This is a genomic window from Citreicoccus inhibens (assembly GCF_019039035.1).
Taxonomy (GTDB): Bacteria; Myxococcota; Myxococcia; order Myxococcales; family Myxococcaceae; genus Citreicoccus; species Citreicoccus inhibens.
Map to the genome: position 1 here is coordinate 132,238 of NZ_JAHNZT010000005.1, position 26,938 is coordinate 159,175.

The window sequence follows — 26,938 nt, forward strand, 5'->3', positions numbered from 1 at the left end:
CACCTGGGTCATGGGAGCACGGACGCGGCGGCCCGGGGCAGGCGCTCGCCCCGCACATCAAGGATGGACAACACCCGGTCCCCCGGATTGTTCGCCCTCAACGCTTCGCCTGCTCCCTGGTGTCGCACCTGAAGTGCCGTCGTAGCAGGGGTTACATTTGTCTACCTTGGCCGCGGAAAACACAGAGCTGCCTCGCGGCTTGGGTTGCGACGGTATGGGGTTCGGCTAAAGCGGGGCCCGTGACCGCTACCTCGGAAGCACCGGGTGCCGTGGCCCCGTCCATGGACCCCTCCAAACGCATCGCGATGCTGGCCCTCGGGGCCCTGGGCATCGTCTATGGAGACATTGGAACCAGTCCGCTCTACGCCCTGCGCGAGTGCTTCACGGGACCGCACGGCATCGCGCCCACGCCCGAGAACGTGATGGGGGTGCTCTCCCTCATCTTCTGGTCGCTCATCATCGTGGTGTCGGTGAAGTACCTCATCTTCGTGATGCGGGCGGACAACCGGGGCGAGGGCGGCATCCTGGCGTTGATGGCGCTGGCCATGCAGCGGCCGAGGGGCGCGGCGCACAAGGCGCGGCCGGTGCTCGTGACGCTGGGCATCTTCGGCGCGGCGCTCCTCTATGGAGACGGGCTCATCACCCCGGCCATCTCCGTGCTCAGCGCGGTCGAGGGCCTCAACGTGGCCACGCCCGTCTTCGACCCCTACATCATCCCCATCACCCTGGTCATCCTGGCGGTGCTGTTCCTGGTGCAGCGGCACGGCACGGCGGGCATCGGCGCGGTGTTCGGGCCGTTCATGTGCCTGTGGTTCCTCGCCCTGGCGGTGCTGGGCGTGAAGGAGCTGGTGCACAACCCGGTGGTGCTGGGCGCGCTGTCGCCCTGGCACGGGGCGCTGTTCTTCATCCGCAACGGCGGCCACGGCTTCCTGGTGCTGGGCTCGGTGTTCCTGGTGGTGACGGGCGGCGAGGCGCTGTACGCGGACATGGGCCACTTCGGCTGGCGCCCCATCAAGCTCGCGTGGTTCTCGCTGGTGCTGCCCGCGCTGATGCTCAACTACCTGGGGCAGGGCGCGCTCTTGCTGCGCGACGCCTCGGCCGCCCGCAACCCGTTCTACCTGCTGGCTCCGGACTGGGCGCTGTATCCCCTGGTGGTGCTGGCCACTGGCGCCACGGTGATTGCGTCCCAGGCGCTCATCTCCGGCGCCTTCTCCATCACCCGCCAGGCCATGCAGCTGGGCTACAGCCCCCGCATGGAGGTGGTGCACACCTCCGCCGAGGAGATGGGCCAGATCTACCTGCCGGGCCTCAATGGCGTGCTGCTGCTGGGCGTGGTGGCGCTGGTGCTGGGCTTCCGCTCGGCGAGCGCGCTGGCCAGCGCGTATGGCATCGCCGTGACGACGACCATGGCCATCACCACCGTGCTGGCCTACATCGTCGCGCGCGAGCGCTGGGGCGTGAGCCGGGCCCTGGCCCTTCCAGTGGCCGGGGTGTTCCTCCTGGTGGACCTGTCCTTCTTTGGGGCCAACGCGGTGAAGATCGCCGACGGGGGCTGGTTCCCCCTGATGCTGGCCATCTGCATCTTCACCCTGATGACCACGTGGAAGCGCGGCCGGGAAATCCTGGCCAACAAGCTGCGCGCCTCCACCATCAGCCTGCGCGAGCTGCTGGACAGCTTCGGGGACCACCCGCCCGTGCGCGTGCCCGGCACCGCCATCTTCATGACGGGCAACGCCGAGGGCACCCCGCCCGCGCTCCTGCACAACCTGAAGCACAACAAGGTGCTGCACGAGCAGGTGGTGCTGCTCACCATCCTCTCGGAGGAAGTCCCCCACGTGCCCGCCCCCGAGCGCGTGGAGGTGGAGCCCCTGGAGCAGGGCTTCGTGCGCGTGGTGGCCCAGTACGGCTTCATGGAGAACCCCAGCATCCCGGACGTCCTCAAGCGCTGCCGCGAGAAGGGGCTCCAGTTCCAGCTGATGGGCACCAGCTTCTTCCTGGGGCGCGAGACGCTCATCCCCACCAAGAAGCCGGGCATGGCCGTGTGGCGCGAGGCCCTCTTCGCCTGGATGAGCCGCAACGCGCGCAGCGCCACCGCCTACTTCCGGATTCCACCCAACCGCGTGGTGGAACTGGGCAGCCAGGTCGAGCTCTGACCCCTGGCCGAATCGCCTGGAAATCAGGGTGTTCTCTTTCGAACATTCGCACTTCTGCAAGTGCCTGATTTTCCAGCACTCCCTCGAAGGCTCCCTGGGTGACTCATACCCCAGGGGGGCTTGACACCGTGCGACAAGTGCGGTTTTTCTCCCGCCGCTGCCTGCTCACCTGTGCGCGACCTCCTCCTGGATTTCCGATTCCGGTAGAAAAATACCGGCGGGCAGCAACTTCTGAGCTGTTGGTTCGAGAATATTTCCAGCGAACAGAGAAATTTCTGTAGCTCTGGAAGTAAACTCCAGTACACTGCTGTCAGGTGTCCCCCAACACCCAGCGTCTCAACCGAGGTCAGCCCCATGCTCGAGCACGTCGCCCCCGCCGTCGCCCCTGTCGCCCCCTCGGCGCTCCCGGCCATGCCGTGGGGCACTCAGCAGGTGACGCCGTACACGGTGTTGAGCGCGCAGGAGCTGTACCCGCGCATCTGCGTGCGCGACCCGTACTTCGCGCTCAAGGACGTGACGGTGCTGGCGCCGGGTGAGGTGGTGGCGCGCGTTCCGGTGCAACTGGCGCCGGAGGCCGAGGCCATGCCCATCAGCCTGGCGGAGTCTGGCCGGCACCTGGCCATCCTCGGCTCGTGCGCGTCCGCGCTGGTGGCGCCCAAGGACGGGCAGCACTTCTACCTGGCGTGCGCCGCCCGCGGTCAGTGGCTGGAGCCGCGCGCCCAGGAGCGCGCCTCGGACATGCTGTGGGCGCTGGCGCAGGCCGAGTACACGGGCAAGCGCACCGCCACGGCGCGCACGCTGCTGTCCTCGGCGGACGGCACGCCGCTGTTCAAGCTGGAGGTGGACTACAACGTGCTGTCCGCCGCCGCCTTCACCCGCCTCTTCGGCGCGGCGAAGCAGGAGATGCGCAGCGCGCCCCGCCCCGCGGACACCGTGCAGCGCACCCCGGAGGAGTGGGCGAAGCTGCGGCAGAACCCGTACAGCAAGCCGCTGGACCTGCGCGACTGGCAGCGCGACGGCGCGTCCCTGCGCGCCAACCTCGGCACCGTCACTCCGGAGATGTGCAAGGGCCACTTCGCCATGCACCCGGTGATGCCGGTGGCCATCGTGGCCAGCGGGATGACCCGGGTGGCGACGTCGCTGGCCCGCGCGCTCGAGGGCGCTCCCGAGGCCCACTTCGTGGCGAAGGACGTCAAGCTGAGCGCGGACAGCCTCGCGTACGCCGGCCAGGACGTGGTGTTCGGCGCGAGCCGCACCGCGGTGGACGGCGCCAACCAGTCCTTCAGCTGCTGGGCGGCGGTGGGCGAGCGCGTGGTCGCGCAGCTCGAGGTCACCTACTGCCGCGTGGACTGACGCGGGCTAGCTCCACTGGATGTCGTAGTCGACGCGGTCGATGCCCTGCGGGTTGGCCTTGGCCGTGCCCTTCAGCCCGAGCACCTTGAGGGCGCCGCTGAGGATTCCCTCGTGGTACGCGGGCGGAAGCATGTCGCGGCGCACGCGCAGGGTGCCGGACTTGCTCCCGGTGGTGAGGTACTCACGGCTGCCGTACGTCACGGCCGCGCTGTAGCCCATCTGCGCGCCCGCGAAGAGCTTCTGCGGATCCCCGCGTGAGATGATGCCGAAGATGAGCATCCCCGGGCCCGTGGAGTAGCGCGTGATGCTGATTTCTCCGCACGCGTGGTAGACGGCGTGCTCGGTCCCCAGCTTGTCCTCCAGCGCGTCCGCCGCGGCGTAGAGCAGCGCGAGGAAGTCCTGCACCGGGTATGTGCGCAGGTCTGAGTAGTCCTTGGCCAGCTCCCCCACGCGCACCCGCTCCAGCGCCGAGGGGCCCCCGTGTTGCTGCACCAGGTTGAAGACCGCCTTGAAGAACAGGCCCCGGACGGAATCTCCAGGCTGGGTGGCGGCGAGGCGGGCGGCGAGCTCGGCCTTGTTGGACGGCATGACTCACTCCTGCGCTTCGCGCGCGCTGGCGGAATGCCTCACGCAGTGTAGCCACACCGAGCGCCGTGTCGAAAAAGCACGCAGCGTCCGACCTGCCTGCTCACGCGTTGCTCGCGGCGGGGTGTCGCGACCTCAGGGGGGCCACCTGCTTGGCCTCAGGCCTCGTCCAGCAGCACGGGCGCGAAGCCCGCGGCGTCGCACGAGGCCAGCACGTAGCGCACGCCTCCGTGGGTGCCGGTGAAGCCCGCGGGGATGCCGCCCGCGTGCAGGTGGCCGTAGACGCACAGCTTGGGCGCGAAGGCCTCGATGGGCGCGCTGAACGCGGTGGGCTTCTCGTTGGCGTACAGCGGCGGGAAGTGCACAGCCGCGATGCGGATGAGGGGCGTGGGGCTCCCTTGCTCCTTCTTGCGCGCGTCCTCGAACGACGTCGCCAGCCGGCGCGTCTCGCGCTCCACGTAGCCCGCGTCCGAGGGCTCATCGCCCATCTCGCCACCGGGCATCGGCGGCGCCTCGGGGGCGGTCCACAGCCGGCTGCCAGCAATGACCCACGGCCCCATCACCACCGCGCTGTTGTGGAGGAATCCTTCCAGCGTCCGGAAGGGCTCGAGCACCTTGCGCAGCTTGGAGGCGGAGTCGCCCCACCAGTAGTCGTGGTTGCCGCGCACCAGCACCTTGCGCCCCGGGCGCGCGTCCAGCCAGGCCAGGTCCTCCTGCACTTCGTGCGTCCGCGTGGCCCAGGAGATGTCCCCCGCCACGATGACCACGTCCTCGGCCCGCACCCGCTCATCCCACGCGCGCTGGAGCGGCAGGGGATGGTCCGTCCAGCCGAAGCGGTGCATGTCCTTCTGCCGGGTGGAGGGCAGGTGGGTGTCGCCAATGCCGAAGAGCCGCATGCCGCCCTCATAGCGGATGCCCCGCCCCCTGTCGGCCCTCGCGCGCCTGCCTGCCCGGATTCTGAGCCTTCGCCCAGGGGATAAATTACGGATAAGCGCGGAAAAGCTGTAAATTTTGCCTACAGTTTGAGTGTCCAGAAATGCGTCAGTGAGACATCCATGGACCAGTGCTGCTAACGCGTAAGAATTTCTTGCCCAGCGAAGCCCGCACTTCGTGATTTCGAGGGGTTGGCGCGCGCGAGGGGCTCGGTCTGTCGCGCGGGAGCGGAAGGCGCGCGAGGAAGGTGGAGCATGCGTGCTCCTACCGGGGCACGTGGGTGCGGTGGGGCGGGCTGGCACGCATGCTGCTCACGCCCGGCGTGACACGTCTCCGCGCGAGCGGGGCGTGCCGATGCACCTCTCCCCCCTCGAGGAGTACTCATGCACGCGATTCGCACCCCCCTCGCGGCGGCCGCCGCGGCGTTGGCGTTGGCCGCTTGCGGCCCCCAGCCGCAGCCCGAGGCCCCCGCTCCTACCCCCACCGAGACGCCGGCTCCGTCCACCACCACGCCCCAGCGCACCCCGCGCGAGTTGGATCCGCTGTTCGCGCAGGCCGCCGCGGAGTTCAACGTCCCCGAGGCGCTGCTCAAGGCCATCTCCTACACGCAGACGCACTGGCAGATGGTGGAGGGCTCCGAGGAGTTTCCGGGCATGGCCCCGGCCTACGGTCTGCTCGCCCTGCGCGGTGACGCGCTGACCCAGGCGGCGTCGCTCTCCGGCGAGTCCGTGGAGGCGGTGCGCACGGACGCGCGGGCGCACCTGCGCGCGGGCGCGGCCCTGCTGTCCGCCTATGCCTCCGAGTTGAAGGTGGACCGCTCGGACCTGGGCGCCTGGGCGCCGGTGGCCGCGCGGCTCAGCGGCATCTCCGACTCCGAGGCCCTGTCGACCTATATCCACCGCGGGCTGTACGCGACGCTGCGTCAGGGCGCGGTGGCCATCAACGAGGACGGCTCGTCGGCGGCCACGCTGGAGCCCGTGGATGTGCAGGCCCAGTTCGAGGCGCCGCCGGTGAAGGCGCTGGCCGCGGGCCCGAACTACGCCGCCGCGGTGTGGCGCCCGTCGCCCAACTACAACGCGCGCCCGAGCGGCTACTCGCCGTCGATGATCGTCATCCACACGTGCGAGGGGGAGTACTCGGGCTGCTGGGGCTGGCTGGTGAACTCCGCCTCCCAGGTCAGCGCGCACTACGTCGTGAACGAGTCCGGCAGCGAGGTGTCGCAGCTCGTGCGCGAGGCGGACCGCGCGTGGCACGTGGGCGCCACGTATGACTGCTCGCTCAACGGCAGCACGTCGTGCGGACTCAACGGCGTGTCGGTGAACCACTTCGCCGTCGGCATCGAGCACGGTGGCTTCGCCAGCCAGACGAGCTTCCCCGCGGGGCAGATCGACACCTCGGCCAAGCTGTCGTGCGACATCGCGCGTGACAACTCCATCCCGAAGGACAGCTACCACATCGTGGCGCACGGCCGGTTGCAGCCGGCGTCGCGCACGGACCCGGGTCCCAACTGGCCGTGGTCCTCGTACATCAGCAAGATCAACAGCTACTGCGGCACCACCAGCAGCACCCTCGTGGTGGACAGCAACAACGCCAACAACGACACGGCCAAGGGCTACATCGAGGTCTCGTCGAACTGGGTGGATGGCACGAGCAGCGGCTACTACGGCAGCGGCTACTGGTACGCGTCCACGCAGGACATCTCCGACACGGCGGACTTCAACTTCTACATGCCGGCGGCGGGGACGAAGACCATCGACGCGTGGTGGGTGGCGGGGACCAACCGCTCGGCGGCGGCGCCCTTCATCATCGTGGCCGGCACCACCACGGTGGCCACGGTGAAGGTGAGCCAGCAGATCAACGGCAGCCAGTGGAACACGCTGGGCACGTGGAGTTTCCCGGCCGGCTGGAACAAGGTCCGGCTGAGCCGGTGGACGGGCGAGGCTTCCTCGGTCGTCATCGCCGACGCCATTCGGATCCGCTGACGTGATGTCTCCAGGCCTTGAACGAAGAACGGGTTCCGGGCCTGGATGGGCGCGGTGCTTCGCCGCGCTCGCCGTGCTGGTCGCTGGATGCTCCGCGGGCCGCTGTGGCTCCGGAGCATCCGGGACCGGGCCCTTGTCCCCTTCCGAGCGGCGCGCCATGCCGGGCGTGATTTCGTTCCTCTCGGAGCGGGCGGGGCAGAAGGACGTGTGGCTGGTGACACCCACGGGGGACGAGCGCCAGCTCACGCGCGGCCCCGAGGACGAGTACCCCGGGCCGGCCTCGCCGAATGGGCGCGCGCTGCTCGTCATCTCCTCCACGGAACTCCAAGGGCAGAGCTTCCAGCAACTGCGCCTGGTGCCCTTGGACGGAGGGCCGGAGGTGCCGCTGCACCTGCCTCGGACGCGCTCGCGCAACGCGAGCTGGTCGCCGGATGGCGCGTGGCTGGTGGCCGAGTCGGATGCGAAGGGGTTCAGCGACGTGGTGCGCCTGTCGCCGCGCGCCGGCATGCCCGAGCTGCCGCTGACGCAAGTGGCGCAGGGCTGCTTCGAGCCAGCGGTCTCTCCGAGCGGCGCCGAAGTGGCCTTCGCGTGCAGCAGCGAGGAGGGAGACCCCGAAATCTACGTGGCGCACGCGGACGGGACGAGCCCGCGCCGCATCACCACGTTCTACCGCGAGGACCGCACGCCGCAGTGGAGCCCGGATGGGCAGTGGCTGTCCTTCGTCAGCAACCGGGAGCAGCGCGAGCGCGTCTACCGCGTGCGCGCGGATGGCTCGGAGCTGCGCGCCCTCTCCGGTGAGGCCTTCGCGGGCGACGAGCGCGAGGCCGCTTGGAGCCCGGACGGTCAGCGGTTGGTCTACGTGAGCCGCTTGCCCGAGGGAAAGAGCCGCATCTGGGTGGTGCCCGCGGCGGGTGGCGCGCCCCAGGCCCTCACGGATGGCACGCACCGCGACGACATGCCCGCGTGGAGTCCGGACGGGAAGTACCTGGTGTTCGTCTCCGAGCGCGACGCGGAGGTGGACCTGTACCTGATGCGCGCGGACGGCACCGGACAGACGCGCCTCACCACCGCGAAGGGCGCGGACTGGTTGCCGCGCTGGTTCGTCCAGCGCTGACGCTCAGGGCGGCGGGAAGCGCCCGGGGTACATCGTGAGCACGATGCCCAGCCCGGCGGACGTGCCCACGTTGCGCGGCACGTAGCCGCCCGCGCCCTCCACGCCCAGGTGGAACGTGCTGAGCCCCTTTGCCGTGTGGACGTAGACGAACAACCCGCTGGCGGGCGTGCCGTCCTGGGTGACGGTGCTCAGGTCCTCGGAAGGGTAGTAGACGCGGTCCGACAGCTCGGTCCGGTCCGGCACCACGCGCACGCCCGTCACGGGGTGGCCGTTGGCGTCCACCACCCGGCCCACGATGAAGCCGGCATCCTCCAGCGTGGTGGCGCGGCCCTCGGTGTGGGTTCGCAGGCGGGCCTCGCCGAGCGCCGCGTCCAGCGCCTGCACGAACGCGGTGGGCAGCACCCAGGCCTGTGCGTCCACCAGGTCGGTGTGCGGCCGGGTTCCCGTGAAGGCCGTGTCGAAGATGATGGAGGTGCAGTGCGCGAGCCCCTCGTGGGACACGCCGACGGCGAGCCCCTGATGGATGTCACGCACGGACACGTTCATCACGTGGAAGGCGCCATCGCTCGCCAGCGTTCCCGCGCCGACGGTGGCGCTCGTGTCGTGCACCGCCACGCGAAGCGGCTCCTCGATGGTGAGCGGAGCGCCGTCGATGGAGAGCGGAGCCTGACCGTGCGTCTGGAGCAGCGTCTGCGCCTCGGGCAGCACCGCGACGTGGCCGCTCACGTTGATGTGGAGGTCATCCAGGTCCACCACCCCGGCGTCCTCGGTGCGCACGCCCGGATCCGGCGCGGCGGTGGTGGTACTGCACGCCGCGAGTCCGAGACCCAGCACTGCGCCGCATGCCAGCAAGAGGGGGCGAGTCATCGGCGGGCAACATCTTCACGCCTCGCCGGAGTCGCAATCCTTGGGGCAGGGGATTTCGTCCCCTGGAGAACGCGCCCCCCTACCGTTGCACGGAAGCAGGGGGCACCTGGATGCCCGCCCGCTCGCCGTGCCGTCAACGGCTACCAGTGCGTGGTGCCGGACCCGTTGGAGCCGCCGCTGTTCCCCGAACTCCAGCCTCGGCCACCGCGTCCGCCACCATTGCCTCCACTGTTGCCGCCGCCGTTCCCACCCCCGTTGCCGCCGCTGTTGCCATTGCCGCCGCTGTTGCCGTTGCCACCACTGCCCCAGCCGCCACCCCGTCCACCGCCGCGATTGTCGTCGTTGCCACGGTCGCCGCCGCTGTTGCCCGAGTTGCCTCGGCCCGGGGGAGGACTGCCCCAACCGCCACCATGGCCGCCGCCGTTGCCATTGCCGCCGCTGTTGCCGTTGTTGTCGCGGTTGTCGTTGCCCCAGCCCCCACCATGACCGCCGCCGTTGTTATTGCCGTTGTTGCTGTTGCCGTTGTTATTGCCGTTGTTGCTGTTGCCCCAGCCCCCACCATGGCTGCCGCTGTTGTTGCCGTTGTTGTTGTCGCGGTTGTCGTTGCCCCAGCCGCGGTCGTCATGGGACGGCGAGCCTCGGGGCGGGCTCGTGGAGTAGCCCGTGCCACCCGGAGGAGGACGGCGGCCCCAGTTGGTGCCGCTGCTGGGCTCGGGCGCCGGACGCGAGGGGGCGGGGGTGTAGCTGGAACCGGAGCGGGTGCCGTAGCCCGGCGAGGCCTCGTGCGTGTTGTTCCACACGTAGCCCCGGCCGCGGTCGTAGGCGTAGGTGTTGCCCCAGGACTGCGGGTAGTAGCCGTGCGAGTGGCGGCCGTGGTTGCTGCAGTACCCGCCGCTCGGGATGGGGTGGTAGTCCCAGTACCAGACGACCGTGGGGCCTCGGTAGTAATACACGTCGTTCGTGTACGTGTAGTACGTGGTGGGCGGCTCGTAGTCGTGGACGTGGAGATGTCCCTCGGGGCACCAGCCACCGCCATACGAATCGGGGATGGGGTGCGCACCTGAGAACCGGAACTCCACCCCGGCGGACTCGTAGGAGTTGTAGGGGCGGTGGTAGTGACCGTCCACGACACAGCCCGTCCCCAGCAGGAGCACGAGCGGCAAGGTCAGGGTGAGCAGACGACGCATGGATGAGTCTCCCGGGGCGGAGTGGACCTTCAACCGTCCGTCTTCGCAACCTCTGGGCTCCCGACGTCTCCCCCGACGAGAAATTCACGCCCGTCCGCCTGCCTGCTCGCTGTCGGCGGGTGGACAGCGCCGCTGATATGAGGGCCGGGCGCGCCGCGTCGCGCTCAGGAGGCGGATACATGTCGGACAGCAGTGATTACGGGCAGGGACCGGGCACTCCCTGTCCGGTCCATCCGGACCGGGGCGCCAAGCGGGCCTGTGGCCGGTGCGGCAACTTCATGTGCGACATCTGCTCCGAGCGGGGGATGCGCTCCCTGTGCCTGGCGTGCCGCGAGCGCGAGGGCTTCACGGCGTTCCCGCTGAACCGCTCCAACTGGACCATCGGCTCGCTGTGGGAGCTGTGCTGGGCTGCCTTCCAGCGTGAGTGGGGGATGCTCAGCGTCGCCGCGCTCATCCTCATGGGGGTCAGCGGGGGCGCGCAGATGTTCATGAACCTCGTCGTGGCGATCGGCGGGGCATCGAACAGCGTCGCCCTGACCGTGGTGCTGACCCTCATCGTCGTGATCGCGCAGATGCTCGTGCAGGGCTTGGTGCAGCTCGGCTTCTTGCGGGTCGCGTTCGACGTGCTGCATGGGCGGAGCGTGGACCTCGCGCGTCTCTTCAGCCAGATGAACAAGCTGGTGCACTACGCGATGACGCTGATCGTGATGATGCTCGTGCTCTTCATCCCCGCCCTGCTGCTCATCTCAGGGGGGGCCGTGGCGGTGATGCTGGGCATGGGAGGCGTGGAGGCGCTGCGCCACCCCGCGACGCTGCTCAACAACCCCGGGATGCTCATCGCGGTGACGAGCGCGGTCGGCGTGCTCGGCATCATCGTGTGCTCGTACCTGTTGCTGCCGCTGTACCTCCTCCAGCCGGAGCTCGCCTTCTGCGATGACCCGCCGTCTCCGCTGGAGGTGCTGCAGCGCTGCTGGCGCTACGCCGATGGTCAGCGCCTGCGCATGCTGGGCGTCTGCGTGCTGATGGTTGTCATCTCGCTGGTGGGGTTGCTCGCGTGCTGCGTGGGCCTGATTCCCGCCATGGCGCTGATCCAGGTGCTGTTCGCGGGCATGTACCTGGCCGTCAGTCGCGAGGCCGAGGACCTGGGCTGAGTCCTCGCGCGGTCCAGTGCGCTGCTTCAGTGCACCACCCGCTCGGGAGAGCCCGAGCGGGGCGCCGACAGCCGGCCCAGGCACGCGAGGATGTGCTCGCGGTACTCGCTCAGGTCGCGCAGCCCGCACAGCATCCACCGGCCGCCAATCACGAGCGTGGGCACGCCGCGCACGCCGCGGCTCTGCGCCAGCCGATGCTCATCGAGGATGAGGCGGCGCGTCTCCTCGGAGCGGAAGGCGGCGGAGAACTCGTTCATCGCCAGGCCCACGCGCGAGGCCAGCTCGAACACCACATCCGAGCGCGACACGTTGACGCCTTGCTCCAGCGCCGCGCGCTGCATGGCGCGCGCGAGGAACGCCCGGGCCTGAGGGCCTTGCAGTCGCGCGGCTTCCAGCGCCGCCAGGGCCGGCACGCTGGTGCGCGGCGGATCTCCTCCCTGCCACAGGTCCGCGGAGAGCTGACGCGCCAACGCATCGGGCTCTCGTTGCGCGCGCTGCACCTCTTCCACCAGCCCGCGCAGCTCTCGCTCTGTGGGCAGCACGTCTTGGACGCGCAAGGGATAGGGCCGCACGCTCCAGCGCACGGCATCGCCAAACTCGTGCCGCAAGACATCCAGGCGCAGGTCGGCGAGGTAACACCAGGCGCAGAGGACATCCTGGTAGACGGTGATCTGCAGCGGCTTGTGCAGCGTTTTCATCGAGGGGACCGAGATTAGAAGGCCCCCGATGCGGATGCCAACACCCCACGACACGCGGCCACGAAAGGCATTCCTGAGTTCCTGAGGAGCATGCGAGGCACCGTGCGCGCGCACTCGCCCGCCCGCCTGCTCTGCACTCCAGCGCATGCCTCATTCAATCCATGACGCGCGAGGTCTCAGCCACCCCGCTCGCGCGCGCGAAGCTCGCCTGCCCGGCGCTCCGCGTACACGAGCGCGTGGTCCACCATGGCGCCCGCGATGTCGCGCTGCGTGGCGCCCTCGAGTCCCTCGAAGCCAGGGCTGGAGTTGATCTCCATCAGCCGAGGACCCGCATGGCCTTCCAACATGTCCACGCCCGCCACCTCCAACCCGATGATGCGCGCGGCACGCACCGCGGCTTCCACGTAGGCCGGTGACAGTTCAATGGCCTGGCCTTCGCCACCGCGGTGGATGTTGGAGCGGAACTCGCCCTTCTTGGCCTTGCGTCGCATGGCACCCACCACGCGGTCGCCCACGACGAGCGCTCGCACGTCACGGCCCTCGCTCTCCGCGACGAACTCCTGGAGGAGGATCTCCTGACCCAGGTCCCAGAAGGTGTCGAGGATGGTCTGCACCTCGGGGAGCGTGTGGGCAATCATCACGCCCACGCCCTGCGTGCCTCGGATGAGCTTGATGATGAGGGGCAGGCCGCCGACCTCCTTCACCAGACGGCTCACGTTGCTGCGGTCGTTGGCCATCACCGTGCGCGGAATGTCCAGGCCCGCGCGCGAGAGGAACTGGAGGGCGCGCAGCTTGTCTCGGCTGCGCGCGATGGCGGTGGCGGGGTTGAGGACCGGCACGTCCATCATCTCGAAGTGGTTCACCACCGCGAGGCCGTAGGGCGTGATGGATGCGCCAATGCGCGGAATCACCACGTCCACGCCTTGCACCTCCGCGCCCCGGTACGTCATGCGCGGCTGTCCCTGCGCGAGCAGGAGGCAGCAGCGCAGCGTATCGAACACGAGCGCGCGGTGGCCTCGCTCCTTGATGGCCTCCACCAGCCGTCGCGTGGAGTACAGCGAGCGCTTGCGGGAGAGGATGGCGACCGTCTTCTTCGCGCGGACGCGCCGCGGGCGCGGCGCGGAGGCACGCGAGGGCGCCGGCGCGCCGGGAGACGGGGGCGCCTGCTTCGGCTGGGTTTTGCGGGGGGACATGCGGGGCGCGGGAGCCTAGCACGGGCGATCGGGAGCGCATGGCGCGTGGGCGCGCTTTGCTATCCTCGGACGCAGATGAGCCCCCTCGACCCGCATCCCGACGACATCCACACCAGCCCCGGCGATGTCGACGAGGAGCTCGCGCACGCTCCCTCGCTCGGTGAGACGCTCATCGTGGACCCCCGGGCGATGGTCAAGCTCCACAAGTGTCGCCTGGTCGTGACCTCCGGACCGGACGTGGGCCGCTCCCGCGTGAGTGACAAGGAGCGCCTGCGCTGTGGCGCCCATCCCGGCAACGACCTGGTGCTCGTGGAGGACCGCACCGCCAGCCGCCACCACTTCGAGGTGCAGCACACCGAGCGCGGCTATCTGCTGGTGGACCTCCACTCCACCAACGGCACCTTCCTGGACGGTCGGCGCATCGAGCGGGCGTATCTGTCCGCGGGTTCGCAGATTCGCGCGGGCTCGTCGATCATCACCTTCGCACCCTTGGACGAGGAGGTGGCGGTCGAGCCGGACCGCGACGGCGAGCTGTGCGGCATGGTGGGGCAGAGCGCGAAGATGCGGAGTGTCTTCGGGCTCATCCGGAAGATCGCCCCCATGGACGTCCCGGTCATCATCCAGGGGGAGACGGGCACGGGGAAGGAGTTGGTGGCGCGGGCCATCCACGAGCTGTCCGGGCGCAAGAAGGAGTCCATGGTGGTGCTGGACTGCGGCGCCATCCCGCCCAACCTCATCGAGAGCGAGCTGTTCGGTCACGAGAAGGGCGCGTTCACGGGCGCGGTGTCCAGCCGCCCCGGTGCCTTCGAGCGCGCGCAGGGCGGCACCATCTTCCTGGATGAGCTGGGCGAGCTGCGCCTGGACCTGCAGCCCAAGCTGTTGCGCGCGCTGGAGAACCGCGAGGTGCGGCGCGTGGGCGGCAACGACATCATCCAGGTGGACTGTCGCGTCATCGCCGCGACCAACCGCGACCTGGTGAAGGAGATCGCCGCGGGCAACTTCCGCGAGGACCTCTACTTCCGCTTGTCGGTCATCAACATCCAGCTCCCGCCCTTGCGGCAGCGGCGGGATGACATCTCGCTCATCCTCAAGCGCGCGCTGGAGGAGCCGGAGGTGGTGGACAAGCACGGGCGCAAGCGGTTCTCGGCCGAGGCGCTGGGGATGCTGATGGCCTACTCGTGGCCGGGCAACATCCGCGAGCTGACCAACGTGCTGTCCCACGTCCTGACGTTCTCCGAGGGCGAGGAGGTGCTCGCCACGCACCTGCCGCCGCGAGTCCGAGGCCAGGCGCGCGAGGGGCCGCTGCCCTTCAACGAGCACCTGTCCTTCAAGGACGCCAAGGAGCACCTGTTGGAGAACTTCGAGCGCGAGTACGTGACGTCCGTGCTGTCACGCTGCGAAGGGAACCTCTCCCGCGCGGCGCGGGAGAGTGGCCTGCATCGCAAGTCCATCGAGCGGCTGGTGAAGAAGTACCAGCTCGACACGAAGGGGATGAAGCCTCGGTGAGGCGGTGCGCTGCACTTGTTTCCAGGAAGTCCCGCGTGCGTCTTGCTGGGCCTCACGGATGCGGGTTGGATGGTACGCCATGAGGCTTCGCTGGTTCCGGGCTGGCTGGGTTGTCCCGCTGCTTCTGGCGTGTGCGGGACCCCGGCTCTACTACCTGCGAAACGAGCTGTCCGTCCTCGAAGGACGGTTCGATCTCCCCGTGGCACCCGGCCCCTGGGGCAATGGGAACGTCCCCGTGGTGGTGTCGGATGCCGCCCATGTTCCGGACGACCTGGTCTTGCCGGTGCTCACGGCGCTGATGTCCTTGCCTGGGGCGTCGGATGCCTGCGACCCGCTGAAGGGAACTCCTCGTCCAGATGCCGCCGAGTATTGCGTGGCGCTCTATCGGACGCCTGCAGACTGGCGAGTGTCGTGGCCCATCCGAAACCTGTCGAAGGAGCGGGACTCCTGTCAGCCCCCGTTTGGAGGAGTGGAGGACGAAGACTTTGGTCGTGACCTGCCCATTGTGGGGTTCGCCCACAATCATCCCTGCGGAACCACCATGAGCAGTCCGGACCTGGCAGCGTTCCCCGCGATGAAGGCCCATGAGGGGCTGTGGATGATGGTGTCTTATATGGCGAGTCCCAGCGGCAGATTGGTTCGCGACTCCCAGGGACAATTGATTCCTGCATGGTCCTGGCTCGCAACCGGGCATCGAGATGAGCCTCTCTTCTATAAATGGAACTCGAATGGGGAGGTCTATCTGTGGAGGTCCGACCGGCGAGAATGGATGTTCCAGGCCGTGTGTCGGGTTCAGGCCGCTTCCGGGATAAGGGGGCCACGCGCCCTTCTTCCGCGATGTGTCCCTGAGCTTCAGTAAGCCGTGTCCCGAGAGTTGGGCTCGATGATGAAACTGCACCCAGTGATTCTGCTCATGGCGCTCTTGGCGGACGGTGGAGTGGGGGCTCCTCGGCCCGTGGCCACGAAGGGGGATGGGGGCGTGGGCGTCGTCGCACCCTCACTCGTGACGGGCGCCGATGGCGGCACCCCCGCTCCATCCATGGAGCCTCGCGGAGCAGATGCGGGTGGAGTCGCCCGTCCTCGCATCGTCGCGGCGGGGATTGAGTGGCCCGAGGAAGTGCGGCCACTGGCCACGCTGGATGGACCCGCCGTGCTCGCTGCGAACGCGGCGTTGCGGCGACTGCTGTCGAGCTTCCCGAAAGAGACCGCCGGCGACTGCGCCTATTCTGCGAAGGCGATGGAAGTCATGGTGGGGAAAGAAGGGGACTTGTACTTCGTTGAAATCAACCGGCGCTTGGACAAGTGCGGATGGGCCGCGCCGGGGTTCAATCCCTCACTCCATTGGTTCGAGCTGTATGCCGTCTCGGCGGAGGGCGAGGTGCTGGCCCGCTATCCGTACCATCCGTAGCCTGGTGCCATGCACGACCTCTCGGTTGTGGCGGCTGCCGTTGGCCCGGCGCCAGGGGCTTGCTGCGAAGGGAACCTCTCCCGCGCGGCGCGGGAGAGTGGCCTGCATCGCAAGTCCATCGAGCGGCTGGTGAAGAAGTACCAGCTCGACACGAAGGGGATGAAGCCTCGGTGAGGCGGTGCGCCTAGCGGTGCTTCTTCTCGCAGGCCTTCATGCACTTATCCACCTTGGCGCCGCAGAGCGAGAAGCACTTCTGGTTGCCCGGCTTGCAACTGCCCATGCACGAGGTGGTGACGGGCTCGCACTTCTTCACGCACGCCGGGGCGTCCGGCGTGTTGATGGTGCGGCCGTCCTCGGTGGTGATCTTCCCGCCGCCCGGCGCGCGGTGAACGCCGTGGTCGTCATGGTCTTCGTCCTGCTGCGAGATGCCCTGCGGCTCCGCGCCAGCGGGCGGGCGCTCCGCCTGGGCCGGGCTGCTCAGGAGCAGGGTCGCGACGAGACAGGTGAACAGCAGAGCGAAACGCCTCATGGATGGAGCCTCGGGGTGGGAGAGGTTCGCGGACGCGTGATGCGCGTTCCGGGCGGGCGAGCATAGGTCGGGTCTGGCTCGGATTGAAGGCGTGGAGCACCCATGTTACGGGCCCCCCATGAGCGACGCGCCCGAGGAGAAGGACTACAAGGACTCCGTCAACCTGCCTCGCACCGACTTCCCCATGAAGGGGAACCTCGCGCAGCTCGAACCTCGCATGCTGGGGTGGTGGGCTGAGCAGGATGTCTGGGGTCGCATCCTCCAGAAGAACGCCGGTGCCGAGCCCTTCGTCCTCTCCGATGGTCCGCCGTACGCCAACGGCCACCTGCACGCGGGCCACGCGCTCAACAAGGTCCTCAAGGACATCGTGGTGAAGTTCCGCAACATGACGGGGCGCTACTGCGACTTCATCCCTGGCTGGGACACGCACGGCCTGCCCATCGAGCAGGCGGTGGAGAAGCGGCTGAAGGAGAAGAAGATCGACAAGCGCACGCTGTCGAAGGACGCCTTCCTGGAGCACTGCCGCGCGTACGCGTTGGAGTTCGTGGAGATCCAGAAGGCGGAGTTCCAGCGGCTGGGTGTCTTCGGGAGCTGGGACGCGCCCTACAAGACGCTCGATTTCTCCTACGAGGCCCAGGAGATTCGCGAGCTGGCCACGTTCGCCCGGCGGGGGATGCTCTACCGCCGCAAGAAGCCGGTGTACTGGTGCCTCACTGACCAGACGGCGCTCGCCGAGGCGGAGGTGGAGTACGCCGAGCACACGTCTCCGTCCGTCTACGTGGCCTTCCGCGCGGATCCCTCGCTGGCGGATCGCGTGCCCTCGCTGGAGGGGCGCGATGTGTCGTTCGTCATCTGGACCACCACGCCGTGGACGCTGCCGGCCAACCTGGCCATCGCGCTGAACCCCTCGTTCGAGTACGTCTTCTACCAGCTCGGGGAGCGGGTGGTGTGCGTGGCCAAGGACCTGCTGCCGCGCGTGCTCGCCGAGGTGAAGGCGGACGAGCTGGCGATGAAGACCGTGCCCCTGCCGGGCGGCGACGTGTCCGCGGCGGCGCTGGTGGATCCGTCGCGCATCCTCGCGTACGCGCGCGGCGAGGAGCTGGAGCACGTGACGTATCAGCACCCGTTCCTCGCGCGGCGCGGGCGCGTGGTGTTGGGCGAGCACGTGACGCTGGAGGCCGGCACGGGCCTGGTACACACCGCGCCGGGCCATGGCCAGGAGGACTACGAGGTCGGTCTCCGGTACGGGTTGGACATCTACAACCCCGTGCGCCCGGATGGCCGCTACGACGACACCGTGGACGAGCCGCTCGCGGGCAAGCGCGTCTTCGAGGCCAACCCGCTCGTCATTGACCTGCTGGTGGAGAAGGGCGCGCTGCTCAATGACAAGCAAGACACCGTCAAGCACAGCTACCCGCATTGCTGGCGCTGCCACAACCCCGTCATCCTGAGCGCGACCTACCAGTGGTTCATCCCGCTGGACCGTCCGCTCCAGGGGGACACGACGTATCGGCAGGGGGTGCTCGACGCGGTGGACCGCGTGCGCTGGGTGCCCGCGTGGGGACACAGTCGGATCCGCGGCATGCTCGAAGGCCGGCCGGACTGGTGCATCAGCCGACAGCGCAGCTGGGGCGTGCCCATCCCCATCGCGTACTGCGAGGGTTGCGAGGGGGCCGTGGTGTCCCCCGAGTTGATGCACAAGGTGGCGGACGCGGTGGAGAAGGAAGGGGCGGGCGTGTGGTACCGCACGCCCGTGAAGGACTTCCTGGGCGCGGACTTCCGCTGCCCGAGCTGCGGCAAGGGCGAGTTCCGCCGCGAGACGGACATCCTCGACGTGTGGTTCGACTCGGCCTGCATGTTCTCCGCGGTGCTGGAGCGCCGGCAGCGCACCCCCGCCGACCTCTTCCTGGAGGGGAGTGATCAGCATCGCGGCTGGTTCCACTCGTCCTTGTTGGTGTCGGTGGGCACGCGCGACGTGGCGCCCTACAAGGCCTGCCTCACCCATGGCTTCGTGGTGGACGGCAAGGGCGAGAAGATGTCCAAGAGCCTGGGCAACACCGTCGCGCCGGAGAAGATCATCCAGCAGCACGGCGCCGAGGTGCTGCGCCTCTGGGTGGCGGCGAGCGACTACCGCAACGACGTGCGCCTGTCCGAGCAGATCCTCAAGGGCCTGTCCGAGGGCTACCGGAAGATTCGCAATACGGTGCGCTACGCGCTGAGCAACCTCTACGACTTCGACCCGGCGCGGGACGCGGTGCCACTGGCGGAGCTGTCTCCGTTGGACCAGTGGGCGCGAGGCCGGCTCGCCGAGGTGGTGTCGCGCGTGCGCAAGGCCTACGAGGACTACGAGTTCCACCTCGTCTACGCCACCATCGTGGACTTCTGCGCGGGCGACCTGTCGGCGGTGTACTTCGACATCCTCAAGGATCGGCTCTACACGTCGCGCGCGGATGGGACGGCTCGGCGGGGTGCGCAGACGGTGCTCCACGAGGTGGCCTCGGTGCTGTTGCGGCTGCTCGCGCCGGTGATGAGCTTCACGGCCGAAGAGGCGTGGCAGGTGCTGCCCGGGCGGCCCGTTCCAAGCGTGTTCCTCGCGGACTTCCCCGTCGTGGCGGCGAGCCTCGATGCGGCGCTGGCGGAGCGGTACGGGAAGCTGCTCGCGGTGCGCTCGGCGGTGCAGGGGGTTCTCGAGGCCGCGCGGCGTGACAAGCGCATCGGCGCGTCGCTCGAGGCCCGGGTGGTGCTCACCGCGGAGGGCCCCGCGCGCGCGCTGCTCCAGGCGAGCCTCGCGGAGCTGCCGAGCCTCTTCATCACCAGCCAGGTCGAGCTGGAGGACGCGCCTGCCGAGGGCGCCACCGCGTTGGAGTTGACGCAGGCGTTGGGCGAGGCGTCGCGGGTGACGGCTCGCGTGCTGCCGGCGCATGGGCGCAAGTGCCCGCGCTGCTGGACCTACTCGGAGGCGGTGGGGACCGCGGGCGAGGTGTGCCTCAAGTGCCAGGACGCGCTGGGGCCGGTGGCTCCGGCTCGCGCGTAGGCTCGGCGAGGTCGCGCGGGGGTGAGGTCTGCTCCCGCGCGCGCAGGGCGTCGACAATCGCCTCCATGCGCTGGTGATGCGTGCCGGGCCAGAACACGCGGCGGCAGTCGGGGCACTGCTGGAAGCACGTGTGCCGCTCGGCCACGCCTTCGGGGACCTGGTCCTTCACCGCGTGCGGTTCGGCGATGGCCAGCGGGCCGTTGCAGGGAATACAGCGAGAGAAGGGGTGCATGCGCGAGGTCAGCGCGAAGCGCCGCACCACCTCCACGAGCTGTTCGGAGGGCTCCGTCGCGCGCGGGAAGTAGCCCAGCACCACCTCCGAGCGCTTGAGCACACCCAGGTCTCGCGTGAGCACGACGCGCGACTCGTCATGCGAGATGCGCGCGAGTTCGTCGTCCTCGAAGTCGTTGCGCCACAGCGTGTCGAAGCCGAGCATCCGTAGGAAGCCCGCCAGTCGCCCCAAGCCCACGTCGAGCACGAAGCGCGGCAGGTCCGGCAAAGGAGGCCCGACGCGAAGCGCGGGCTCGGGCACCTCCACCGGATGGAACGCGGGCGCCGCGATGAGGTGCATGCCGGCCTCCATCCGATGCGAGAAGTTCACCGCCACGCCGTTCACCAGGATGACGTCGACCTCCGGGTGCGGTGGCCCCAGGGACTCGATGAGATCCTTGGCGGAGGGACTGCCTTGCAGCACATGGGTGAAGGTGACGTCGCGCCGCTCTGCCGGCAGGAAGTCGTTCAACGCGCCATGGAACCGCACGGTGATCGCCCGGCTCGCCTCGGCTGGTTCGCTCATGATCGCTGACTCCTGAGGTTGCGTCGCCGGGCCCGGCGGAGCGCCGCTTGCGGATTCGTGGGCTTTTACCCGGATTTAATTCGCTTTGTTCCTGGTTTTCAGAGCTTGAAGCTGCTCGGAAAGCTGCAGGCCACACGACCGCTGTACTGAAAACTTCTATAATCGGCCGGTTGGTGCTGTGTCCTGACCAACAGATCGCTCTTCTGCCCCCCTCGGGAGCAAGGAATCAGGTTCGCGCGCATGTTGAAGAAGTCATCAGCTCTCTTGGGAGGAGTCGTCGCGCTGATCGCGGTCGCGATCGCCTGTGGCCCCGATTCACAGCCTCCTGTTCGTGTCCCGGTTCCGCCCTATGTCCCTGATTCTGGGGTGCGGGATGCCGGAGTGGACGGCGGAGTGGATGCGGGCCCGGATGCCGGTGACTGGGCCGAGTGTGATCCGGAGCTTCAGGATGCGGGCGTCTGCGGTCCGAACTGGGCCTGCCGTCCCATCGAGGTCTTCGGCAGCGCGTACTGCGCGGCCATCTGTGACTCTGCGAAGCCGTGCCAGCAGCCGGGGACCGCGTGCTGCGGTGGCAGCAACGCGGAGACGCAGGACGGATACTGCCTGCCCGTCGATGAGTGCGAGCGGATCAAGGCGGGCACGGACGGTGGCACCGGGGTCGATGCGGGCACGGAGATCGACGCCGGCACGACGATTGACGCGGGCACAGAGGTAGATGCCGGGACGACGATTGATGCGGGCGTGACGCCTGATGCCGGCACGACGACGGACGCTGGCACGACGACCGACGCGGGTACGTCCACGGATGCTGGCACGACGACGGACGCGGGAACTTCCACGGACGCTGGCACGACAACGGACGCGGGAACTTCCACGGACGCTGGCACGACGACGGACGCGGGAACTTCCACGGACGCTGGCACGACGACGGACGCGGGTACGTCCACGGACGCTGGCACGACGACCGATGCCGGTACGTCCACGGACGCTGGCACGACGACCGATGCCGGTACGTCCACGGACGCTGGCACGACGACGGACGCGGGTTCCCCCACGGATGCAGGCTCCGAGATCGATGCCGGTTCGGCCGTCGACGCGGGCACGGACTTCGACGCGGGCACGGACTTCGATGCGGGCACCGACATCGATGCGGGCACGACGACCGACGCTGGCACGACGACGGACGCGGGGACGGCGACGGACGCGGGCACCGGCACCACCTATACGCAGGTCCGCATCATGGCGTCGAACACCTCGAGCGGGAACTACCAGTCCTATGATCCGGGCCACGGCATGCGCTTGATGCAGGGCGTGAAGCCGGACGTCGTCCTCATCCAGGAGTTCAACTACGGGAACAACTCGGCGACGGCGATTCGCCAGATGATCGACACCACGTTCGGTCCGTCCTTCTCGTACTTCCGCGAGAGCGGCGCGCAGATCCCCAACGGCATCATCAGCCGGTGGCCCATCATCGCCTCGGGCAATTGGACCGACACCCAGGTCTCCAACCGGAGCTTCGCCTGGGCTCGCATCGACATCCCGGGCTCGCGCGACCTCTGGGCGGTGAGCGTGCACCTGCTCACGGCGAACGCGACCGTCCGGAACACCGAGGCCAAGAACCTCACCGCGTTCATCAATGCCAACGTGCCTGCGGGCGACTACCTCGTCGTCGGCGGCGACTTCAACTCGGACTCCCGCTCCGAGGGGCTCTTCGGAACGTTCTCCTCCATCCTCGTCACCGCGGGCCCGTACCCCGTGGATCAGAACAACAAGGATGGAACCAACGCGAGCCGCAGCAAGCCGTACGACCACGTGCTCGTGGACGCGGACCTGAACCAGTACAAGACCGACACGGTCATCGGGAACAGCGTCTACAAGAACGGCCTGGTGCTCGACAGCCGCGTGTACACGCCGCTGTCGGAGATCTCGCCGGTGCAGTCGGGTGACAGCGGCGCCTCCAACATGCAGCACATGGGCGTCGTGAAGACGTTCCGCGTCCCGAACCAGTAGTCACGGGATGCAGCTCGCGGGGGTGGAGGTCCTCCCTCCCCGCGAGCCGCGAAGTGGGACCCTCAGAAGTTCCACTTGTGCCGGTTGCGCGCCAGGAAGCGCGCGACCGGCGGAATGCGCGCGATGAGCGGGGTGAGCACGAACACGGCGGCCAGCCGGATCGGCTTCACCACCTGCGCCGCCGCATAGGCCGCCGCCAGCGTCCCCGCCTTCGCCCCCGAGCTCTCCGCTTGGAAGCCGAACCGGAAGGCGACGTAGAAGCCGGCCATCACCAACCCCAGGATGGCGAAGTTCACCACCACGGCCAGCGGGCCGTAGTCGACCATCAGGGCCTTGAAGCGCTCCATCAGGGAGGGCTTCGCGGGTGTCGCGGCAGGAATCGTTTGTGGGGAGGTGTCGGAGACAGGAGCTTTCACGTCCGGCTCAACAGGCGGCATGGGCGCACCATGCCCCAAACGCTTGTTCGGTGGGAGAACGAGCCTCGCCGGATGGATGGGTTGTCAGCCCTCCGGGCACGGGTTAGAGGTCGGGCCATCGCCATGAAAGCCTCCCTTCGCACCCTCATTCTGGTGGTCCTGGCCGTGGTCCTCGCTGACCAGGGGACCAAGTACCTGGCCGTCTCCCGGCTGACGGATGCCCTGGAGGGGCAAAGCGGGCTGGCGCGAATCTCCGCGTTCGTCACCGAGCAGAACCTGGACAACGACCCGCCCCAGGAAGGTGGCCGGCGCCGGGTGACCCAGGCGTACCGCCTCATCGAGGACTACTGGCACTTCCGTTATGTGGAGAACCCGGGGGCGGCCTGGGGAATGTTCGGTGGCCTGCCGGATGCGGTGCGCAAGGCCTTCTTCCCCTTGGTGAGCCTGGCGGCGCTGGCCTTCATCTTCGTGATGTACCGCCGGACCACGCCCCGGCAGTGGCTGGCCCGCACGGCGCTGGCGCTGGTGATGGGCGGCGCGCTGGGGAACTTCATTGATCGGCTGATGCGTGGCTACGTCATCGACTTCATTGACTGGCATTGGCGCAACCAGCCGGGGATGCGCTGGCCCACCTTCAACGTGGCGGACGCCGCCATCTGCGTGGGCGTGGCGCTGCTGCTCCTGGAGTCGCCCAAGGCGAGCCGCCCCGAGCCCGCTCCCGCCGCGCCGCTGACGGAAAGCCCCAACCCATGACGGGTGGGGCGGGGTGCTATAAGCGCACCCCGTGCCGCGCAAATACATCCTCCTCCTCGCCGTCACCCTGGGCGTCATCGCGCTCGACCAGTGGACGAAGTACCTGGTCGTGCAGGACCTGACCACGCGCTTCGACGGCCTGGACTCGCTGGGTCAGCGCCTCTCGGCCCTCTACAGCGAGCCGCCGCCGCAGGGCTTCAACGGCTTGCACTTCCAGCCGAGTCGCCACATCGAGGTGTCCGAGAACTTCTTCCGCATTCGTTACGCGGAGAACCCCGGCGCGGCGTGGGGCCTGTTCCGCAGCCTGCCGCGCGAGACGCGAGGGCCGCTCTTCCACGTCGTCATCCTGGGCGCGGTGGGCCTCATCGTCTTCTACTTCCGGAAGTTGTCCGGAACGGATCCGACGGAGCGCTGGGCGCTGTGGGGGCTGCCGCTGGTGCTGGGCGGCGCGCTGGGCAACTACATCGACCGGCTCGCGCGCGGCTTCGTCATCGACTTCCTGGAAGCGCACTGGTTCGACAAGGCCGCGTGGCCCTCGTTCAACATCGCGGACTCGGCCATCTGCGTGGGCGTGGGGATGCTCCTGGTGGATGCCATCGTGCGCAAGGAGAAGCCCAAGGTCACCGAGGGCGCGCCCTCCAAGGCCTGACGCTCCCGCGCTCGGTCCGCGGGCGGACACCCGGCACCTCGTCCTCCCGTCCGCGTCCCTTCTCCGCGTGAAGGCGCTAGCCTTCGCGAGTCCCCGCCTCCGCTCTGGCAGGTCCCATGCTCCCGGTCCTCCTCCGCCTCACCTTCACCACGCTGTGGACGCAGGTGCTGCTGTACGCCGTGGCCGTGGCCACGCTCGCGTCCATTGCCTACAACGGCTGGCGCGGTGCGCAGGGCACTCCGGATGGCAAGAAGGGCGTGCGCCCGCCCACGTCCATGGACCGCATGCTGCGCGCCGCGGCCTACGCGGCCCTGGGCGGGATGCTGGCGTACTTCGGCCTCAAGTACGCGCTGCCGGCCGAGGCGTTCCCGGATGGCCGCGGCGAGGGCATCCCCATCCACACGTATGGCGTGCTGCTCGCCACGGGCTTCATCACGGCGGTGACGGTGGCCTCGCGGCTGGCGCAGGACGAGTGGCGCAAGGTGTTCTTCATCGAGGGCAAGGGCTGGGTGGACACCGAGGGCCCGAAGAAGCGCGAGCTGGTCCTCGACATGGCGTTCTGGGTGCTGGTGGGCGGACTCGTGGGCAGCCGCGCCCTGTTCGTGCTGGTCAACTGGCAGGACTACGCGCGCGACTGGACGCAAGTGTTCTCGCTGGGCGGCGGGCTCGTCTTCTACGGCGGCCTGATGGGCGCGGGGCTCGCGGCGTTCCTCTTCGCGCGCAAGCACCAGCTCGACTTCCTGCGGCTGGCGGACGTGTGCATCCCCACGGTGTCCCTGGGGCAGTGCCTGGGGCGGCTGGGCTGCTTCTCCGCGGGCTGCTGCTGGGGCGACGTGGCGAGCAGCCACGCCCATTGGGTGGTGCACTTCCCGGGCTCGGGGCTGGCGCAGGACCTGTTCGGTCGGGTGGCGGGCATCACCAGCCTGGCGTACAGCTCGCAGGCGGCGGACACGCGCTATGTCGTGGAGTCCACGGGGGAGGTGCTCCACCACGCCACCCCGGACGCGGTGCGCATCTCGGACTGGGTGGCGAGCCACGGCACGACGCTGCCGGTGTACCCCACGCAGCTCTTCGAGTCGGTGGGGCAGCTCGTGCTGTTCATCACCTTGCTCTACGCGCGGCGCTTCCGCCGGTTCCACGGGCAGGTGTTCGCCCAGTGGCTCATGGCCTACGCGGTGCTGCGCAGCACGGTGGAGTTGTTCCGGGGCGACGTGGAGCGCGGCACGCTGCACGGCCTGCTGGCGTCCGTGGGCATGGGCGGGCTGGCGGACGCGGTGCCCCTGGAGGCCTGGTACAACATCTCCACCAGCCAGTTCATCTCCCTGTGCATGTTCACGTTCGGGGCGGTGCTGCTGTCCCGCCGGAGCCCGCCGAGCGTGGTGTCCTCAGGCGCGGGGCCGACACCCTCGGCGGCGTGAGGTTGATCGCCGCGCTTCGGTTGGGGACACTCTGAGACGACATGCCGCCCAACGAAAACGCCAGGCCGGGGCAGGACGCCAACTCCAGCGAGGCCATCCTCCAGGAGTGCGAGGCGCTGGAAGCGCTGCTCGCGGCCCTGCGCAACTCCTACGAGCAGTACTTCCTGGGCACTGAGCGGCAGGCGCCCACGCGCGCGCACGATGACTTGAAGAAGCGTCTGCTCAAGCTCAAGGGCGCCTTCATCCGCAGCACGGCGGCGAAGTTCCGCGCACAGTCCCTGCACAACAAGTATCTGACCTACGAGCGGCTCTGGGCCCGCACGCTCCAGGAGATGGAGGCGGGCACCTACCGCCGCGATATCTTCAAGGCCCGCCGTCGCGCCGACGCGCGAAAGGGCGACGCCACGGGGAGCACGGCCGCGCGCAAGGGCACGGCGGAGACGACCGAGGAACTCTCCGACCTCGACTACGAGGAGGTGGAGGAGCTCGCGGGCCGCGTGATTCCCAACGAGCCGAAGCTCGCCGTCGTCCCCACTCCGGTGGCGCCCGTGGCTCCCACGGTGGCGCCTGTGCGGCCCGCGCCTGTGGCCGCGGCTCCAGTGCCTGCGGCTCCGGTGGCTCCCGCTGTTCGGGGCATGCCCACCCTCACGGCGTCGGTGCCGCCTGTCGCGGCGGCGGGCGCTCCGGTCGCGCGCCCACCCGCGTCGCCGCCGGGCATGGCCGCGAAGCCTCCCGCCGTGGCGCCTCCTGCGTCTGCCGCCGCTCCGCGCCCGGTGGCCGCGACGGCCGCGCCTCGTCCTCCGGCGACCTCCGCGTCCGGTGGCATGAGCGATGACAAGCTGCGCGCCGTGTACGACGCCTACGTCACCGCGAAGCGCCGCTGCCAGGAGGACACGTCGAAGCTGTCCTTCGAGTCCGTGGCCGCCACGTTGCGCAAGCAGGTGCCGGAGCTGCTCAAGCAGCACAACGCGAAGGCCGTCGAGTTCAAGGTCGTCATCAAGGATGGCAAGGCGTCGCTGAAAGCCGTGCCCAAGTAAGGCGGGCCTCGCTCGCCGACAAGTCACACCTCCCTGCCGTGCGAGGCCCGCGCGCGCTGCGTTCCAACACTTCGCGGCGCGGACGCGCACAAACGTCGGCTCGTCGAAACGCCTCGGACCCGGGCCCGCCGCCTGGGTTGTCGCCCCCCATGTCGCTCCCTACCTT

General features: G+C 68.9%; 23 protein-coding genes. 14 read left to right on the forward strand and 9 right to left on the reverse strand.

Annotated features, from left to right (window positions below):
- Positions 1-281: 281 nt before the first annotated feature.
- A complete protein-coding gene (locus tag KRR26_RS08905; RefSeq protein WP_120207444.1) occupies positions 282-2,153 on the forward strand; it encodes a potassium transporter Kup in 1,872 nt (623 codons plus the stop codon).
- A gap of 354 nt (positions 2,154-2,507) precedes the next feature.
- Entirely contained in the window at positions 2,508-3,506 is a 999-nt protein-coding gene (locus tag KRR26_RS08910) for a hypothetical protein (protein WP_120207446.1), read from the forward strand.
- A gap of 6 nt (positions 3,507-3,512) precedes the next feature.
- Here KRR26_RS08910 and KRR26_RS08915 read toward each other — a convergent pair whose 3' ends face one another.
- Positions 3,513-4,094, reverse strand: a complete 582-nt coding sequence (locus KRR26_RS08915; protein ID WP_120207448.1) for a TIGR02265 family protein — start codon at positions 4,092-4,094, stop codon at positions 3,513-3,515.
- Positions 4,095-4,249: 155 nt separating this feature from the next.
- Positions 4,250-4,987 carry a metallophosphoesterase gene (locus KRR26_RS08920; protein WP_120207450.1) on the reverse strand — a complete coding sequence of 246 codons (738 nt, stop codon included), beginning with the start codon at positions 4,985-4,987 and terminating at the stop codon, positions 4,250-4,252.
- A 420-nt stretch (positions 4,988-5,407) separates the two neighbouring features.
- Here KRR26_RS08920 and KRR26_RS08925 point away from each other — a divergent pair, with 420 nt between their 5' ends.
- Positions 5,408-7,006, forward strand: a complete 1,599-nt coding sequence (locus KRR26_RS08925; protein WP_120207452.1) for a golvesin C-terminal-like domain-containing protein — start codon at positions 5,408-5,410, stop codon at positions 7,004-7,006.
- Between the two features lie 4 nt (positions 7,007-7,010).
- Positions 7,011-8,120 (forward strand): TolB family protein, encoded by a 1,110-nt coding sequence (locus KRR26_RS08930; RefSeq protein WP_217079605.1) that lies wholly within the window; start codon positions 7,011-7,013, stop codon positions 8,118-8,120.
- 3 nt (positions 8,121-8,123) lie between these two features.
- Here KRR26_RS08930 and KRR26_RS08935 read toward each other — a convergent pair whose 3' ends face one another.
- Complete coding sequence (locus KRR26_RS08935) at positions 8,124-8,987, reverse strand: carboxypeptidase regulatory-like domain-containing protein (protein ID WP_217079606.1); 864 nt, start codon at positions 8,985-8,987, stop codon at positions 8,124-8,126.
- A gap of 140 nt (positions 8,988-9,127) precedes the next feature.
- Positions 9,128-10,174, reverse strand: a complete 1,047-nt coding sequence (locus KRR26_RS08940; RefSeq protein ID WP_217079607.1) for a hypothetical protein — start codon at positions 10,172-10,174, stop codon at positions 9,128-9,130.
- Between the two features lie 179 nt (positions 10,175-10,353).
- On the opposite strand from KRR26_RS08940, the gene KRR26_RS08945 reads away from it, so the two are divergent.
- Positions 10,354-11,325, forward strand: a complete 972-nt coding sequence (locus KRR26_RS08945; protein ID WP_217079608.1) for a hypothetical protein — start codon at positions 10,354-10,356, stop codon at positions 11,323-11,325.
- Positions 11,326-11,351: 26 nt separating this feature from the next.
- Here the strand turns inward: KRR26_RS08945 and KRR26_RS08950 are convergent, their stop codons facing one another.
- Positions 11,352-12,023, reverse strand: coding sequence for a DsbA family oxidoreductase (locus KRR26_RS08950; RefSeq protein WP_120207460.1), 672 nt, complete (start codon positions 12,021-12,023; stop codon positions 11,352-11,354).
- A 176-nt stretch (positions 12,024-12,199) separates the two neighbouring features.
- Positions 12,200-13,216: an ATP-grasp domain-containing protein gene (locus KRR26_RS08955; RefSeq protein ID WP_120207462.1), complete on the reverse strand. Its 1,017-nt coding sequence runs from the start codon at positions 13,214-13,216 to the stop codon at positions 12,200-12,202.
- A 75-nt stretch (positions 13,217-13,291) separates the two neighbouring features.
- On the opposite strand from KRR26_RS08955, the gene KRR26_RS08960 reads away from it, so the two are divergent.
- The 3 genes from KRR26_RS08960 to KRR26_RS08970 all read left to right on the forward strand — a co-directional run bounded on the left by KRR26_RS08960 (position 13,292) and on the right by KRR26_RS08970 (position 16,304).
- Positions 13,292-14,722, forward strand: a complete 1,431-nt coding sequence (locus KRR26_RS08960) for a sigma 54-interacting transcriptional regulator (RefSeq protein ID WP_120207464.1) — start codon at positions 13,292-13,294, stop codon at positions 14,720-14,722.
- An 883-nt stretch (positions 14,723-15,605) separates the two neighbouring features.
- Complete coding sequence (locus tag KRR26_RS36695) at positions 15,606-16,130, forward strand: hypothetical protein (RefSeq protein WP_236068430.1); 525 nt, start codon at positions 15,606-15,608, stop codon at positions 16,128-16,130.
- A gap of 9 nt (positions 16,131-16,139) precedes the next feature.
- Positions 16,140-16,304 (forward strand): hypothetical protein, encoded by a 165-nt coding sequence (locus KRR26_RS08970; RefSeq protein ID WP_217079609.1) that lies wholly within the window; start codon positions 16,140-16,142, stop codon positions 16,302-16,304.
- Between the two features lie 10 nt (positions 16,305-16,314).
- Here KRR26_RS08970 and KRR26_RS08975 read toward each other — a convergent pair whose 3' ends face one another.
- Positions 16,315-16,659 carry a hypothetical protein gene (locus tag KRR26_RS08975; RefSeq protein ID WP_120207465.1) on the reverse strand — a complete coding sequence of 115 codons (345 nt, stop codon included), beginning with the start codon at positions 16,657-16,659 and terminating at the stop codon, positions 16,315-16,317.
- Positions 16,660-16,777: 118 nt separating this feature from the next.
- Between KRR26_RS08975 and ileS the strand changes: the two genes are divergently transcribed.
- Positions 16,778-19,693 (forward strand): isoleucine--tRNA ligase, encoded by a 2,916-nt coding sequence (ileS, locus tag KRR26_RS08980; protein WP_217079610.1) that lies wholly within the window; start codon positions 16,778-16,780, stop codon positions 19,691-19,693.
- On the opposite strand, the gene KRR26_RS08985 is transcribed toward ileS, so the two are convergent.
- Complete coding sequence (locus KRR26_RS08985) at positions 19,647-20,489, reverse strand: Mut7-C ubiquitin/RNAse domain-containing protein (RefSeq protein ID WP_217079611.1); 843 nt, start codon at positions 20,487-20,489, stop codon at positions 19,647-19,649. The two genes, ileS and KRR26_RS08985, sit on opposite strands and share 47 nt — an antisense overlap.
- A 366-nt stretch (positions 20,490-20,855) precedes the next feature.
- On the opposite strand from KRR26_RS08985, the gene KRR26_RS08990 reads away from it, so the two are divergent.
- Entirely contained in the window at positions 20,856-22,499 is a 1,644-nt protein-coding gene (locus tag KRR26_RS08990; RefSeq protein ID WP_328707090.1) for an endonuclease/exonuclease/phosphatase family protein, read from the forward strand.
- Positions 22,500-22,561: 62 nt separating this feature from the next.
- Here the strand turns inward: KRR26_RS08990 and KRR26_RS08995 are convergent, their stop codons facing one another.
- Entirely contained in the window at positions 22,562-22,915 is a 354-nt protein-coding gene (locus tag KRR26_RS08995) for an FAM210 family protein (protein ID WP_233577180.1), read from the reverse strand.
- 123 nt (positions 22,916-23,038) lie between these two features.
- Between KRR26_RS08995 and lspA (KRR26_RS09000) the strand changes: the two genes are divergently transcribed.
- The 4 genes from lspA (KRR26_RS09000) (at position 23,039) to KRR26_RS09015 (ending at position 26,772) form a co-directional block, all read left to right on the forward strand.
- The gene (lspA, locus tag KRR26_RS09000) at positions 23,039-23,668 is read left to right on the forward strand and encodes a signal peptidase II (protein ID WP_217079612.1); all 630 of its coding nucleotides are present in this window, start codon (positions 23,039-23,041) and stop codon (positions 23,666-23,668) included.
- A gap of 31 nt (positions 23,669-23,699) precedes the next feature.
- Complete coding sequence (lspA, locus tag KRR26_RS09005) at positions 23,700-24,317, forward strand: signal peptidase II (protein ID WP_120207473.1); 618 nt, start codon at positions 23,700-23,702, stop codon at positions 24,315-24,317.
- A 116-nt stretch (positions 24,318-24,433) separates the two neighbouring features.
- The gene (locus KRR26_RS09010) at positions 24,434-25,735 is read left to right on the forward strand and encodes a prolipoprotein diacylglyceryl transferase (RefSeq protein ID WP_217079613.1); all 1,302 of its coding nucleotides are present in this window, start codon (positions 24,434-24,436) and stop codon (positions 25,733-25,735) included.
- Positions 25,736-25,776: 41 nt separating this feature from the next.
- Positions 25,777-26,772 (forward strand): MXAN_5187 C-terminal domain-containing protein, encoded by a 996-nt coding sequence (locus KRR26_RS09015; protein WP_217079614.1) that lies wholly within the window; start codon positions 25,777-25,779, stop codon positions 26,770-26,772.
- Positions 26,773-26,938 lie beyond the last annotated feature (166 nt).

Bases quoted from the DNA above. Each gene is read 5' to 3' on its own strand.
- KRR26_RS08905 (WP_120207444.1), top strand. From the start codon at position 282: ATGGACCCCTCCAAACGCATCGCGATGCTGGCCCTCGGGGCCCTGGGC.
- KRR26_RS08910 (WP_120207446.1), top strand. From the start codon at position 2,508: ATGCTCGAGCACGTCGCCCCCGCCGTCGCCCCTGTCGCCCCCTCGGCG.
- KRR26_RS08915 (WP_120207448.1), bottom strand. From the start codon at position 4,094: ATGCCGTCCAACAAGGCCGAGCTCGCCGCCCGCCTCGCCGCCACCCAG.
- KRR26_RS08920 (WP_120207450.1), bottom strand. From the start codon at position 4,987: ATGCGGCTCTTCGGCATTGGCGACACCCACCTGCCCTCCACCCGGCAG.
- KRR26_RS08925 (WP_120207452.1), top strand. From the start codon at position 5,408: ATGCACGCGATTCGCACCCCCCTCGCGGCGGCCGCCGCGGCGTTGGCG.
- KRR26_RS08930 (WP_217079605.1), top strand. From the start codon at position 7,011: ATGTCTCCAGGCCTTGAACGAAGAACGGGTTCCGGGCCTGGATGGGCG.
- KRR26_RS08935 (WP_217079606.1), bottom strand. From the start codon at position 8,987: ATGACTCGCCCCCTCTTGCTGGCATGCGGCGCAGTGCTGGGTCTCGGA.
- KRR26_RS08940 (WP_217079607.1), bottom strand. From the start codon at position 10,174: ATGCGTCGTCTGCTCACCCTGACCTTGCCGCTCGTGCTCCTGCTGGGG.
- KRR26_RS08945 (WP_217079608.1), top strand. From the start codon at position 10,354: ATGTCGGACAGCAGTGATTACGGGCAGGGACCGGGCACTCCCTGTCCG.
- KRR26_RS08950 (WP_120207460.1), bottom strand. From the start codon at position 12,023: ATGAAAACGCTGCACAAGCCGCTGCAGATCACCGTCTACCAGGATGTC.
- KRR26_RS08955 (WP_120207462.1), bottom strand. From the start codon at position 13,216: ATGTCCCCCCGCAAAACCCAGCCGAAGCAGGCGCCCCCGTCTCCCGGC.
- KRR26_RS08960 (WP_120207464.1), top strand. From the start codon at position 13,292: ATGAGCCCCCTCGACCCGCATCCCGACGACATCCACACCAGCCCCGGC.
- KRR26_RS36695 (WP_236068430.1), top strand. From the start codon at position 15,606: ATGATGAAACTGCACCCAGTGATTCTGCTCATGGCGCTCTTGGCGGAC.
- KRR26_RS08970 (WP_217079609.1), top strand. From the start codon at position 16,140: ATGCACGACCTCTCGGTTGTGGCGGCTGCCGTTGGCCCGGCGCCAGGG.
- KRR26_RS08975 (WP_120207465.1), bottom strand. From the start codon at position 16,659: ATGAGGCGTTTCGCTCTGCTGTTCACCTGTCTCGTCGCGACCCTGCTC.
- ileS (WP_217079610.1), top strand. From the start codon at position 16,778: ATGAGCGACGCGCCCGAGGAGAAGGACTACAAGGACTCCGTCAACCTG.
- KRR26_RS08985 (WP_217079611.1), bottom strand. From the start codon at position 20,489: ATGAGCGAACCAGCCGAGGCGAGCCGGGCGATCACCGTGCGGTTCCAT.
- lspA (WP_217079612.1), top strand. From the start codon at position 23,039: ATGAAAGCCTCCCTTCGCACCCTCATTCTGGTGGTCCTGGCCGTGGTC.
- KRR26_RS09010 (WP_217079613.1), top strand. From the start codon at position 24,434: ATGCTCCCGGTCCTCCTCCGCCTCACCTTCACCACGCTGTGGACGCAG.
- KRR26_RS09015 (WP_217079614.1), top strand. From the start codon at position 25,777: ATGCCGCCCAACGAAAACGCCAGGCCGGGGCAGGACGCCAACTCCAGC.